The sequence below is a fragment of the Ruegeria sp. HKCCD6647-2 genome, from assembly GCF_057221075.1.
On sequence record NZ_JBWVBD010000007.1, the window covers coordinates 53267 to 66663 of the forward strand.

Sequence of the window (13397 nt, forward strand, 5' to 3'; positions counted from 1 at the left end):
ATTCCACATCTGGTCCACGATGGCGCAGCCCTGTAGGGTCGCGCCATGTCCTTGCCCCTTGTGACCTTTTCCGAAGACCAGGCCGCCGCGTTCGACAGTATCTCCGAGATGCTCAAGGCGGCGGGTGTCGATCTTGATGATGACGCCTTGTTGAAACTGCCAGGCAGCGGCAAGTCCGGCGTCATGGCAGTGATCGGCAAGGCCGGTTCGGGTAAGACCCTGCTACTGGCCGAGCTGTACAAGGCCTTGTCTGAAACCGGTGTTCAGGTTGTCTCGGGCGATTTCGAAAGCCGCAAGAACCGCGATAAACGCAGCCTGGCCATCCTGGCACCGACCAACAAGGCGGCCAGCGTGCTGCGGTTGCGCGGCGTACCGGCAACAACCATTCACCGCATCCTTTACACGCCGGTTTACGATCCCGAATACGAACGCATCGCGGAATGGCTGGCGGGAAATGACGAACGGCCAGAGATCGAAGGTTTGACCGACGAGGCACTGGATCGGGCCGCAGCGTTCTATGCAAATAACAAGTCCATCCCCGGGGCGCTGGCGGCGGCAGGTCTGCGGGGTTCGGATTTCATAACAGGCTGGAAACGCAGGGACGAACCGCTGGACATAGGCTTCATCGACGAATCCTCGATGCTGGACGACCGGCAATTCGCGGACTTGCAGGAGATCTTCCCCACACTTCTTCTGTTCGGTGACCCGGCACAGTTGGCTCCGGTCAATCAATCCGGTTCGATGGTGTTTGACGGTCTGCCCGAGCCGCGCAAGCTGACCCTGCACCGTGTGCATCGCCAGACAGCGGATAATCCGATCCTGGACCTTGCTCATGCCCTGTCGGACGCCACCATGGGGTTCGAAGATTTCGAGCGGCTGGTCGAAGATACCGCGCGCAAGGATGACCGGGTGGTGTGGGGGCAACGGGTTGAGGTTGACCTGATGGCCCGCAGCCCCGTCCTTGTCTGGCGCAACGCCACCCGCATCCGTCTGATCCAAGCCTTTCGCAGTGTGCACGGTGCGCCCGAGACGGAACTGCTTGAGGGTGAGCCGCTGATCTGCGACGGCATTGAATTGCCGCTCAAGCATCGCAAAAAGCGGCTGGATCTCGAAGCCCGAGGTCTGATCAAAGGAGCGCAGGTGATTTATCTTGGGCCGGGCCGCAAGCCCGGATTCTCGCGTCTGCACGTCATGGGGGCCGAAGACCCCCAGGTCAGCGCGGCATCGATCGTGCAGATCGAAAAACCGGACGAAGAAGAACCATTTATCCCCTATGCAGCCCGTATGGGGGCGACGTTTCTGCATGGCGCCGCCGTGACGATCCACAAGGCACAAGGGTCGCAATGGGATACCGTTCAGGTGTTCGCACCGGACATCTATGCCGCTGCCCGCATGGGTCGGACCGAGGCAGGCCAGCCGTTATGGAAACGTCTGGCTTACGTCGCTATCACTCGCGCGCAGCAGAGGTTGATCTGGGTTGTACGAAACCGCCTGTCCAAGCCAACTCATCCGCTGCGCGTCGATGATTTGCGTGCGATTCCTGCGGCGTCACTGACATTGGAGGCGGAAGAGACATGAAGACCATCATCGTCACAGGTGCAAGTTCCGGCATTGGTCGCTCTACCGCCGAGCTGTTTCTGGCCAAGGGTTGGAACGTTGGATTGTTGGCGCGTAGTGCCGAAACGTTGAAAGCGATGGCTGAGGCCTAAAAAAACGCGATCCCCCTAGTGGCGGACGTCACCGATGCAAAAGCCGTGGAAGCGGCCTTTGCCGACTTTGCGGACCGCGCTGGACGGTTGGACGTGCTCTTCAACAATGCAGGTGTTTTCGCACCGGGCGGAACGATCGACGAAATTGCACTGGATGATTGGGCCCGGTCCGTGGATGTGAACCTGAACGGAATGTTTCTTTGTGCCCGGGCCGCTTTTGCCACGATGCGGCGGCAGTCGCCTCGGGGTGGCCGGATCATCAACAACGGGTCGATCTCGGCGCATGTGCCCAGACCGAATTCGGTTCATTACACGACGACCAAACATGCCATCACCGGTTTGACCCGCAGCCTGTCCCTGGATGGCCGTGCTTTTGGCATCGCCTGCGGTCAGATTGATATCGGCAACGCCCGAACGCCTATGGTGCAGGAACTGGTCGATACCGCCATCGCGGAAGGGCGGACGCCCGATCCGACAATGTCTGTCGAGAATGCAGCGGAATCCGTACTGCACATGGCCTCACTGCCGCCCGAGGCGAATGTGCAATTCATGACTGTGATGGCTACGACGATGCCCTATATCGGCCGCGGCTAGGTGCTAGTTTTCCCGCAGCAGTCGGAACGCTGTCGACGCCCCCCAACCGGCTGCAATAGCAATGGCCAGCGACATGAGGCCATACCAGATGGGCTGCTCGCGGGATAAATTGTAGAGAAAGCGCTCGAGCCCGACCTTGCGCACATCGATGACAGTTTCGAGCTGAGAAACGACCTCGCCGCCTCGCGTCAAGAAAATGCGGGCCAGATAATCACCTTCGGTCAGGTCGGCGGGCATTTCAATAGATGTACGGAACAGGGTTTGTTCGTCCACGGCCACAGTGTTTTCGCGGATCGAGTACAGGTGTTCATTCTCGCGGATTCTAATGACCGCGTCGGCAAAATCCTGAGCACCCCGGATGTGCATGGCCGCCCCGACCGAGCGGATGGCGCGCTCGATCGAGATGCGATACCGCAGGTCCTCGGTGTCGGTGATGATTTCATCAAACGGGGCGCTGGTGGCGACGGCATAGAAACTGGGGGCGGAATCGACAAGAACGCTGTCGGTGTTCACCCAGATTCCGAACTTCTTTTCCTTGCGACGGACCATCACCGGTTCGGAGGGACCGACAACGGAGACAATCACTTCCAGCGGAGGACCGGCGGGTATGGGAGCCTCTCGTTTGACGGCTCCGAAGATCAGAATCTCGGACCCGTCGAAATTGGCCGTGATCGAAACGCGATCCTGGCTAAGGCCCAATACGACCTGTTCCTCGGCGGCCCAACCGGGAAGGCAAATCAGGCAGAAGGCAACAATCAGGCGGATCATGATCAGTGTCCCCCCGAATCCCCGAGCGAAAACAGCTCGGCCGGTTGCAACAGGAGATCCAGACCCAGTTTGCCGCAAACCACCAGCACCAAAGCTGCCAGCAGCACACGCAATTGTTCAGCGGGCATCCGGGCTCCGATAACGGTTCCGATCTGTGCACCAACGACGCCGCCCACCAACAGCAGCACCGCCAGAACCACGTCGACGGTATAGTTGGTGGTGGCATGCAGCATGGTTGTGAACGCGGTGACAAAGATGATCTGAAACAGCGACGTTCCGACAACCACTTTGGTTGGCATACCCAGCAGGTAGATCATGGCAGGCACCATGATGAACCCGCCGCCGACGCCCATAATGGCCGACAACACACCGACGAACAAACCGACCGCAATCGGCGGGATAACCGAGATATACAATCCCGATGTCCGAAAGCGCATCTTGAACGGCATGGCGTGGATCCATCCACGCTGACGGCGTTTGGGCGCAGGTGCGCCGCCTTTGCGCGACTTGCGCAGAGCCCTGAGGCTTTCAACAAACATCAGGCTGCCGATCACACCAAGAAAGACGACATAGCAAAGCTTGACCAGCAGATCGACCTGACCCAGACTTTTGAGATAGTTGAAGACAATCACACCCAACGCTGCCCCGGCCAGACCTCCGACCAACAGGACCGTCCCCATTTTCAGATCGACGGTTCGCCGCCGGAAATGTGCCAGTACGCCCGAAAATGAAGAGGCAACGATCTGGTTGGCTTCGGTCGCCACGGCAACGGCTGGCGGGATGCCAATGAAAAACAGCAGGGGCGTCATCAGAAATCCGCCGCCGACGCCAAACATGCCCGACAGGATGCCGACCATGCCGCCCAGCCCAAACAGCAAGAAGGCGTTCACTGAGACTTCGGCGATGGGAAGGTAGATCTGCATGGTTACTTCTAAACGGTCCCGGCTGCGCCGTGCAACGCGACAAAGCCTCTGAAAACATGTGGCGCTTTTGTCGGACCGCGGAATGCGAACCGAAACGGGCGCGTCCTTAACACCATCCGGATACTAGGGATTTCCAGGTTGACCGAAGCGATGAGGGACACGTCCATACCCCTTTAGAACGGTTGCGGCATGCAAAATCAACTCTGCATGCCGCTCTGCAGCAATCAGGACCGAAACGTGATCCCGAACTGGACTTATCAACGTTCCTTTACATAGGGTTCACCGCCTGCACGCGGCGGAATGGCCTTGCCCACGAAGCCTGCGAGAATCACCACGGTCAGGATGTAGGGCAGGGCGTCCATGGCCTGCACCGGGATGACCACACCACCCAGATCGATGTTCTGGAACCGCAGCGCAATCGCCTGCAGCAGTCCGAACAGCAGGCAGGCCCACATCGCGTGCCAGGGTCGCCACTTTGCAAAGATCAGAGCGGCCAGCGCGATGAAGCCGCGGCCAGCCGTCATGTCCTTGACGAACCCGGCCTGCAGGGCGGTGGCCAGATAGGCCCCCGCGATGCCGCACAGGACGCCGCAGATTGCAACGGCGGCATAGCGCAGCCCAACGACCGAGACCCCGGCGGTATCCACCGCTGCGGGGTTTTCCCCAACGGCGCGCAACCGCAGACCGAACCGGGTGCGGAACAGGATCCACCAGGTGGCCGGAACCATCAGGAAGGCAACATAGACCAGAATGGAATGCCCGGACAGCAACTCGGAATAAACAAGATGCAAGACATTTGCATCCGACATCAGGTCCGAGACAGAGCGGCCGGTCAGCTCCGCATCCGTTGGTCCAATCGCATATGGAAACTCGGCAGATTCAAACCGGCCACCGCCAAACAGGGATGGCGTGCGCCCACCTTGTTTGAACCAGCTTTGTGCGACAAGTACAGTCATGCCCGCGGCAAGGAAGTTGATGGCCACGCCCGAAATCAACTGGTTTCCCCGGAATGTGATCGAGGCCATTCCGTGCAGCCCCGACAATATCAGCGAGGATGCAATGCCCGCCAACAAACCCAGCCAGACCGATCCTGTTGTGGCGGCTACCGCTGCGGAAAAGAAGGCCGCCATCAGCATCTTGCCTTCAAGCCCGATGTCAAAGATGCCCGCGCGCTCTGAATAAAGACCTGCCAGACAAGCCAGCAGCAGCGGCGTGGCGAGGCGGATGGTGGAATCGAGGATTTGGATGAGTGTAACGAAGAAATCCATCACTCCGCCCCCTTCCGAAGACCCAGAAACAGTTTTTCAAGCGGAATGCGCACCATGTTGTCCAATGCCCCGGTGAACAGGATCACCAGCGCCTGAATGACAACAATCAGTTCGCGCGGTATCGACGTCCAGAGGGCCAGCTCGGCGCCGCCCTGATACAGGAAGCCAAACAGGATGGCCGCAAGGAACACGCCAAAGGGATGGGACCGCCCCATCAGCGCCACGGCGATACCGATAAAGCCCGCACCTTCAGTGGAGTTCAGCACCAGACGCTCGGCTTCACCCATCACGTTGTTGATCGCCATCAAGCCGGCGAGCGCGCCCGAGATCAGCATCGCGACGATTGTGATCCGCACAGGCGAGATACCGGCATAAACCGCGCCGGTTTCCGAATGGCCGTAGGCGCGGATTTCATAGCCAAGCCGTGTACGCCAGATCAGCGCCCAAACCACAAAACAAGCAAGAATCGCAACAAAAAACGAGATATTCGCCGGTGCCCCGCGGAACAGAACGTTGTCAGCAGTCGAGAACATCGACTGGAACGTCGGCAGATGCACCGCCTCGGGGAAACGTGCGGTGGCCGGGTCCATTGAGCCTTCAGGCCGCATCACGTTTACCAGCATGTAGTTCAGGAAGGCGGCGGCGATGAAGTTGAACATGATCGTGGTGATCACGATGTGGCTGCCCCGCTTTGCCTGCAGATAGGCGGGGATGGCAGCCCATGCCGCGCCAAACAGCATTGCGCCAGCGCAGGCGGCCAGCAGCGCGATACTCCAATGCGGCCAGGGAATGTAAAGGCAGACCATGGCAACCCCGAGACCGCCGAGCATCGCCTGCCCCTCCCCCCCGATGTTGAACAGGCGCGCGTGAAAAGCGACCGCCACGGCGAGGCCAGTAAACATGAAATTTGTCGCGTAGTAGAGCGTATAGCCCCAACCATAGGTCGACCCCAAAGCACCGGTAACCATCAGGTTCACGGCCTCAGCAGGATTTTCACCGATGGCGAGGATGACGAGCGCCGACAGGATTGCGGCCAATATCAGGCTGATGACTGGGATCAGCACCACATCGGCCCATTTGGGCATCTTTTCCATGTTACGCGGCCTCCCCGGCAACACCGGCCATCAGCAGGCCAAGTTCTTTTTCATCTGTTTCGTGGGGCAGGCGCTCGCCCATGATATGTCCGTCAAACATCACGGCAATCCGGTCGGACAGCGAGAAGATTTCCTCCAGCTCGACCGAGACCAGCAGGATTGCCTTACCATGATCGCGCAGGGCGACGATCTGTTTGTGAATGAACTCGATCGCGCCGATATCCACGCCGCGGGTCGGTTGACCGACGAGCAGCAAATCGGGGTTCCGCTCGATCTCGCGCGCGACGACGATTTTCTGCTGGTTCCCGCCGGAAAAGCTTTTGGCTGAAAGCCAGGCATTCGGGGGGCGCACGTCGAATTTCTCGATCTTGGCCTCGGTATCAGCGCGCAGGGCGGCGTTGTCCATGAAGATCCCGCGTTTGTAGGCAGGATCACGGTGGTATCCGAACGCGACGTTCTCCCACGCGTGGAAGTCCATGATCAGGCCTTCCCGCTGTCGGTCTTCCGGCACATGCGCGATATGTTGCGCACGGCGTGCCTGCCCGTCCGAGCCATGTCCGCTGAGCGCAAGGGGGGTACCGTTCAGTTTGATCGACCCCAGGCCGGGGCGCATTCCACCCAGAACTTCAAGCAATTCCGATTGGCCGTTACCTGCAACACCGGCAATACCGACGATCTCTCCTGCGCGGACGGTCAGGTCGATGCCTTTGACCCGCTCGACACCCGCTTCGTCGACAACCCGCAGGTTCTCAACCTCGAGGATTGGTTTGCCGGGTTGCGCCGGAACCTTGTCCACCTGCAGCAGAACTTTGCGGCCCACCATCAGTTCGGCCAGTTCCTGCGGATTGGTTTCAGCAGTTTTTACAGTTGCCGTCATCTGACCGCGCCGCATGACGGAAACGGTATCCGTGGCCTCCATGATCTCGCGCAATTTGTGCGTGATCAGAATGATCGTTTTCCCTTCTTCCCGCAGGCGGTCAAGAATACGGAACAACTGATCCGCTTCGGCCGGGGTCAGCACGCCCGTCGGTTCGTCCAGAATCAGGATCTCGGCCCGGCGATACAGGGCCTTGAGGATTTCGACCCGCTGCTGCGCCCCCACACCTATTTCGTCGATGCGTTTGTCGGGGTCGACAAACAGCTCGTATTCTTCCTCGAGCTCTTTCAGCTCTTTACGCGCCTTGGCCAGCGACGGGGCCAGCAGCCCGCCATCTTCCGCGCCCAGAACGATGTTTTCCAGAACGGTGAAATTCTCGACCAGTTTGAAATGCTGGAACACCATCCCAATGCCGGCGGCAATCGCAGCCTGGCTATCGGGGATGTCGGTCTTGCTGCCGTTGATCCAGATTTCACCTTTGTCGGCTTTGTAAAAGCCGTAGAGAATGCTCATCAGCGTGGATTTGCCCGCACCGTTCTCTCCGATGATCCCATGGATCGTGCCGGGGGCGACGCTGATGGAAATGTCCTTGTTGGCCTGAACCGGCCCAAAGGCTTTGGATATCCCTTTGAGCTCAATGGCGGGGACGGTCATGTCTTGTCCTCAATTGCCGAAGGGGAGTGCGCGATTGCCCTACGGCAAACCGGCAAAGTGGATGCGGGACGGGGAAGCCCCCCGCCCCGCGCGATATCAGAACTGCAGTGCCGGGCAGCTGTCATTCTCGTAGTAGCTGACAACCGCAACATTACCGTCGATGATGTCCTGGCGCGCCTTTTCGACGGTGCCCTTCATGTCATCCGAAACCAGAGAGGCATTGTTGTCGTCCATCGCGACGCCAACACCTTCTTCGGCCAGACCCATGGTGAACACTCCGGTTTCGACGTTTTCGCCCGCGCTCATCGCGTCATAGACGGCCACATCCACGCGCTTGAGCATCGATGTCAGAACCTTGCCGGGGTGCAGGTGGTTCTGGTTGCTGTCCACACCGATTGACAGGATACCTTCGTCGGCCGCGGTTTGCAGAACGCCCACACCGGTACCGCCGGCAGCGGCGTAGATCACGTCAGCGCCCTGCGCGATCTGGGCCTTGGTCAGCTCGGATCCCTTAACCGGATCGTTCCAAGCCGCCGGAGTGGTGCCGGTCATGTTGGCGACAACGTTGATGTCGGGGTTGACGGCCTTGGCACCCTGGGCGTAGCCGCAACCAAAGTGACGGATCAACGGGATATCCATGCCACCGATAAAGCCCACGGTGCCTGATTGCGATGCCATGGCCGCCATCATGCCAACCAGATACGAGCCTTCGTGCTCGGCAAAGCTGACCTGACGAATATTCGGCGCGTCCAGCCAGTTCACGTCGACTGCGACGAACTTGGTGTCAGGATAATCGCCGGCAACGGCGGCCAGCGGATCGGCCATGGCGAAACCCATGGTGATAATCGGGTTGGCGCCCGCTTCGGCAAAGCGGCGCAGGGCCTGTTCGCGCTGGGCTTCGGATTGCAACTCGATCTCACGATACGTGCCGCCGGTTTCTTCGGCCCAGCGTGTTGCACCGTTATGAGCAGCTTCGTTGAACGATTTGTCGAACTTGCCGCCCAGATCGAAGATCAGGGCCGGTTCGGCCATTGCAGCACCTGCGGTCAGCGCGACAGCAGCGGCGGCACCCATCAAGGATTTCATCAGGGTCATTTCTTACTCCCGTTTGTTATAGTTGGTCCGAGGCCAAGATAGCCCCGATTACCCACTCAGAGCGAGCATAACTGTTGTGATGGCGGGAATTAAGGCCGTTTGCAACAGGCGGGGTCAACAGAAATTTGACCAAGTGGTCCAAAAAATGTGATTTACCGCCGATCCAGGGCGCATTCCATGACGATCCCGTCGGCATTTGGGCCGCTTTGGCGTCGGTAATACGCTTTTCGTAACCCGCATTGGGTATAACCGCAGGTCTGATAAAGCGCGATTGCCGGATGATTGTCCGACGCTACGTCAAGGAACGCACGGGTCACGCCCTGTTGACGGGCAGCGCGATGCCATTCCGCCATGCGCTCCCGCGCCAGACCGCGCCGCTGATGCTCGGGGTGAGTCGCAATGGTCAGCAATTCGGCCTCATCAGCGATGGCTTTGATCAGCGCAAAGCACCGCGCGTCACCAACGACAAAGGTAAACGGATTGGTCAGCAGGTCGTCAAATTCCTGCGCCGACCAGGGGCGCGCGTTCCGAAACGCCGCCGCATGGGTGGCGGCCATGTCCTGCGGTGTCATCCGTCCAGCAACACTGGCGGTACGTCTTTCGACGGCGCGGCATCCGCAGGTCGAACGTAAAGCGGCGCCGGTGCCTCGGTTACGGACGTTCCACGGCGTGCCGCAACTGCGGCGATGGCTCGCGCGTGCGCGGCAGGATCATCGCAAAAATACAGCGGGTTGGGCAGGCTATACGTGTCGTGAGAAATCAACTTTGGTTCCTCCCCCGGCAAACGAACGTAGGCTTGCTCACGCGGTGCGCGAACGGCAGGGATATGGTGATCAGGAACAATGTCCGCCAATGCGTCAAAGCCGTTGACCCCGATGGCTGGCACTCCGAGGCCAAGGGCGAGGCCACGGGCGGCTGAAACCGAAATGCGGATACCGGTGAAATTGCCGGGGCCAGTGCCGACGCCGATGGCGTCGAGATCTTTCCAGCTGCATCCTGCTTCACCCAGAACCTCTTCAAGCAACGGCATCAGACGTTCGGCCTGTCCACGGGTCATGGGCTCGAAGCGGGAGTCAACGATGCGACCATCGCGCAGCAAAGCGGCCGCGCAATGCGCGGCCGATGTGTCAAATGCCAGTATTGTCGGGTCAGACGGCAACCGGGCGAACCTCGGTCACTTCGGGAATGTAATGACGCAGCAGGTTTTCGATTCCCATCTTCAGTGTGAGGGTCGAGGACGGACAGCCCGCGCATGCCCCCTGCATATGCAGGTAAACGACGCCCCGGTCAAAACCGTGGAACGTGATGTCACCGCCATCCTGAGCCACTGCGGGACGAACGCGACTGTCAAGCAAGTCCTTGATCTGGTTGACGATTTCGGCGTCTTCCCCAGTATGCTCGGCGTGGCCCGACGCCGTTGCGGCATCGGCGCCCATCACGGGTTGACCTGACTGATAATGCTCCATCACCGCGCCCAGAATTGCGGGTTTGATGTGGTCCCACTGAACGTCATCGGACTTGGTGACGGTCACGAAATCGTTGCCGAAGAATACGCCCGTCACGCCGTTCACGCCAAAGATACGCTGCGCCAGCGGCGATTTTTCCGCAGCTTCTGCAGTCGGAAAATCGGCGGTGCCCGCGTCCAGAACCGTTTGACCGGGCAGAAATTTCAATGTGGCCGGGTTGGGCGTGGATTCGGTCTGGATGAACATGGCGCGGCTCCGTTTAGGTTGCCTTTGATATGCGCGCAGGGGCGGGGGAAGTCAAGATTTGGAACCGTTCTAAATTGCGGCAACACAAGAAATTGCGCTGTCCAACCGGTCATCCCCCCAGAATAGCTCATTTTCAGCAACAAAACTGGGGGCGCCGAAGATGCCGAGGGTTTTGGCCCGCTCAACCTGGGCAAAGAGCTTTCCCTTTATGTCAGCGTTGCCTGCGCGGTCTAAAAGATCAAGAGGCGCATCGGCGGCGTTCAGGCATTCTGCCAAAACGGCATCCTCAGAAATATCGTGTCCAGATGCAAACTCGGCGGAGTATACCGAACGGGTGAATTCTGCCCGCTGATCCTGAGACTCGATGGCAAGCGCCAGCCGGGCTGCCTTGAGGCTGTTTTGTGGGAACGTGACCGGGCGCTGAAACGGCAAGCCCTGTGCCGTGGCCTGGCGCTCCATGTCACGCCACATGTAACGTCCCTTGGCCGGATAGATATTGAACGGAGAATTGTTCCAGCCCTGTTCGGCAAAGATCGGGCCCAGCAAAAACGGCTGCCACGACACGCGGATCCCACTTGCCGAAGCGACCCGTTCGATCCGCATCGCGCTGAGGTAGGAATAGGTCGAAGCAAAGTCGAACCAGAACTGGATTTGGGCGCCCATCCGATCGCTTTCAGGTAATCTCTTCCAGTTTTTCCTTGCTCAGATCGCCGGGCACGATGGTGATCGGGATCGGCAGGCTACCCGAGTTTCGGGTCAGCTGGGTAACAAGCGGTCCAGGTCCTTTTTTGTCGGTGCCTGCGCCCAGGACAAGCACGCCAATTTCAGGATCGGACTGCACATGTTCAATGATCTGAGGCACCGGGTCGCCCTCGCGAATGGCCAGTTCGGGTTCCACATTCTGTTTGTCTCGCATCCACTTCGCGAACACTTCGAAATGGGCGTGGATGCGTTCACGGGCCTCTTCGCGCATGACTTCGGCAACGCCGATCCAATGGTTGAATTCATCCGGTGGAATCACCGACAGAATCGTAACGCCGCCACCGGTATGGGCCGCGCGCATCGCTGCAAAACGCATCGCGTTCAGGCATTCGCGGCTGTCATCCAGAACGACCAGGAATTTGCGCATGATTGTCCTCACAATTTTCCGGGATCATGCCCGACCGGTGGCACTGTGGCAACTGGAACGGGAGCAGCTAGCGTGTGCTGGCCGCCCAGTCCCAGTACATTTCACGCGCGCGTCGGGCAATGGGCCCCACCTGGTATTGTGTGTCATCCAGCGCGGTAATCGGGGTGACTTTGTTCATGTTGCCGGACATGAAAACTTCGTCCGCATTGTGGAAATCGTCGAAGGTCAGGACCGTTTCATGGACCGTCACGCCGTCTGCGCGCAGATTCTTGATATGGCGGGCGCGGGTGATTCCGGCAAGGAATGTGCCATTGGGGATCGGGGTAAACACCTCGCCATCGCGGACCATGAAAATATTGGCAGTGGCGGTTTCGGCCACATGTCCCATCGCATCCGCAACCAGAGCGTTTGAAAAGCCTTTTGATCTGGCCTCTTGCAACATTCTGGCGTTGTTCGGGTAGAGGCACCCTGCCTTGGCGTTCACCACCGCGGATTCCAGCACCGGGCGGCGAAAGCGTGTCGTCGTTAATGTTGCTGACGCGGTCTCGGGTGCCATGGGAATTTCTTCCAGGCAGATGGCGAAGCCAGTGCTGTTTTCCTGGGGGACGATGGCCGTGACATCTCCGTCGATGCCCCAATACATCGGCCGGATGTAAACGGCGCTGTCGGGCGCATAGGCTTGCAAGCCTTCCTTCACGATCTCGACCATCCGTTCCGTGGTAACGGTCGGTGTCAGCATCAGGGCCTCGGCCGAGCGGTTAACGCGGGCGCAATGCGCATCAAGATCGGGAGTTACCCTGTCAAAAAATCGCGCGCCGTCAAAAACCGACGATCCCAGCCAGGCTCCGTGATCCGCAGCCCGCATGATCGGGGCGTCCCCGTCGTGCCACTGACCTTCGAAATAGGTGCGGATATTCTTGCCGACTGCCATGGCGCCCTCCGTTCATTCCGGCAAAACCTATGTTGGAGGCGGACCGACGTCCAGAGGATTATACCAGCGACAATGGCAGGACATCTCGCTTGACCATGGTGCGCAGTGCGAAATTCGACCTCAGGTTCCGAATACCTGGAATCTGCATCAACCGGTTCTCAAGGAAGGCATCGAACGCGTTCAAATCCCGCACGACCACACGCAAAAGAATGTCGCGTGAACCCGTCATCAGGTAACACTCCATCACCTCGTCATAGCGGCGGACAGCCTTTTCGAACGCTCCGATTGCATTGCGATCCTGTTTTTCCAGTTCGACCGAAACAAAAACGGTAACGCCAAATCCCAACAGCTCCGGATCCACCTGAGCGGCATATCCGGTTATCACACCGTCGCGCTGCAGCCGATCCAACCGCCGCGCGCATGGCGTCGGGGATAGTCCGACATGTTCGGCCAAATCGATAACGGTCATACGGCCATCTCTTTGCAGAGCGCGGACAATTTTTTTGTCGATCTGGTCCATGGTGAATACATCCAATAATTTTCCCAATTTTAGAGTGATTCCCTAAAAATGATCAATGTGCCGACGTGCATTGGCGAAAATCATTCCTCGTAACGTGGCAGAATCCCTTTGTCACGTCGGAGG

At 59.0% G+C, this 13397-nt stretch carries 14 protein-coding genes and 1 pseudogene; 2 read left to right on the forward strand and 13 right to left on the reverse strand.

Annotated features, from left to right (window positions below; all coding sequences use genetic code 11):
* Positions 1-45 precede the first annotated feature (45 nt).
* Positions 46-1578 carry an ATP-dependent DNA helicase gene (locus AC2TDJ_RS18020; protein ID WP_480844064.1) on the forward strand — a complete coding sequence of 511 codons (1533 nt, stop codon included), beginning with the start codon at positions 46-48 and terminating at the stop codon, positions 1576-1578.
* Positions 1575-2303: pseudogene (locus tag AC2TDJ_RS18025) on the forward strand (SDR family oxidoreductase). Before AC2TDJ_RS18020 ends, AC2TDJ_RS18025 begins: the two are co-directional and overlap by 4 nt.
* A 3-nt stretch (positions 2304-2306) precedes the next feature.
* Here AC2TDJ_RS18025 and AC2TDJ_RS18030 read toward each other — a convergent pair.
* The 13 genes from AC2TDJ_RS18030 to AC2TDJ_RS18090 all read right to left on the reverse strand — a co-directional run bounded on the left by AC2TDJ_RS18030 (position 2307) and on the right by AC2TDJ_RS18090 (position 13274).
* Entirely contained in the window at positions 2307-3071 is a 765-nt protein-coding gene (locus AC2TDJ_RS18030) for a TIGR02186 family protein (protein ID WP_480844065.1), read from the reverse strand.
* A 2-nt stretch (positions 3072-3073) separates the two neighbouring features.
* Positions 3074-3994, reverse strand: coding sequence for a sulfite exporter TauE/SafE family protein (locus AC2TDJ_RS18035; RefSeq protein WP_480844066.1), 921 nt, complete (start codon positions 3992-3994; stop codon positions 3074-3076).
* 257 nt (positions 3995-4251) lie between these two features.
* Positions 4252-5262: an ABC transporter permease gene (locus tag AC2TDJ_RS18040; RefSeq protein WP_480844067.1), complete on the reverse strand. Its 1011-nt coding sequence runs from the start codon at positions 5260-5262 to the stop codon at positions 4252-4254.
* Positions 5262-6356, reverse strand: a complete 1095-nt coding sequence (locus tag AC2TDJ_RS18045) for an ABC transporter permease (protein WP_480844068.1) — start codon at positions 6354-6356, stop codon at positions 5262-5264. Before AC2TDJ_RS18045 ends, AC2TDJ_RS18040 begins: the two co-directional genes overlap by 1 nt.
* Before the next feature lies 1 nt (position 6357).
* Positions 6358-7887, reverse strand: a complete 1530-nt coding sequence (locus AC2TDJ_RS18050) for an ABC transporter ATP-binding protein (RefSeq protein WP_480844069.1) — start codon at positions 7885-7887, stop codon at positions 6358-6360.
* A 96-nt stretch (positions 7888-7983) separates the two neighbouring features.
* A complete protein-coding gene (locus AC2TDJ_RS18055) occupies positions 7984-8982 on the reverse strand; it encodes a BMP family lipoprotein (RefSeq protein WP_480844070.1) in 999 nt (332 codons plus the stop codon).
* Positions 8983-9134: 152 nt separating this feature from the next.
* Positions 9135-9554 carry a GNAT family N-acetyltransferase gene (locus AC2TDJ_RS18060; protein ID WP_480844071.1) on the reverse strand — a complete coding sequence of 140 codons (420 nt, stop codon included), beginning with the start codon at positions 9552-9554 and terminating at the stop codon, positions 9135-9137.
* Positions 9551-10141, reverse strand: coding sequence for a tRNA (adenosine(37)-N6)-threonylcarbamoyltransferase complex dimerization subunit type 1 TsaB (tsaB, locus tag AC2TDJ_RS18065; protein WP_480844072.1), 591 nt, complete (start codon positions 10139-10141; stop codon positions 9551-9553). The genes AC2TDJ_RS18060 and tsaB overlap by 4 nt, the downstream gene beginning before the upstream one ends.
* A complete protein-coding gene (locus AC2TDJ_RS18070) occupies positions 10131-10694 on the reverse strand; it encodes a NifU family protein (RefSeq protein ID WP_480844073.1) in 564 nt (187 codons plus the stop codon). Before AC2TDJ_RS18070 ends, tsaB begins: the two co-directional genes overlap by 11 nt.
* Positions 10695-10763: 69 nt before the next feature.
* Positions 10764-11357, reverse strand: coding sequence for a DsbA family protein (locus AC2TDJ_RS18075; protein WP_480844074.1), 594 nt, complete (start codon positions 11355-11357; stop codon positions 10764-10766).
* A 10-nt stretch (positions 11358-11367) separates the two neighbouring features.
* Positions 11368-11823 (reverse strand): universal stress protein, encoded by a 456-nt coding sequence (locus tag AC2TDJ_RS18080; protein ID WP_480844075.1) that lies wholly within the window; start codon positions 11821-11823, stop codon positions 11368-11370.
* Between the two features lie 67 nt (positions 11824-11890).
* Positions 11891-12754 (reverse strand): branched-chain amino acid aminotransferase, encoded by an 864-nt coding sequence (locus AC2TDJ_RS18085; protein WP_480844076.1) that lies wholly within the window; start codon positions 12752-12754, stop codon positions 11891-11893.
* A gap of 58 nt (positions 12755-12812) precedes the next feature.
* A complete protein-coding gene (locus tag AC2TDJ_RS18090) occupies positions 12813-13274 on the reverse strand; it encodes an Lrp/AsnC family transcriptional regulator (protein WP_480844077.1) in 462 nt (153 codons plus the stop codon).
* Positions 13275-13397: the final 123 nt, after the last annotated feature.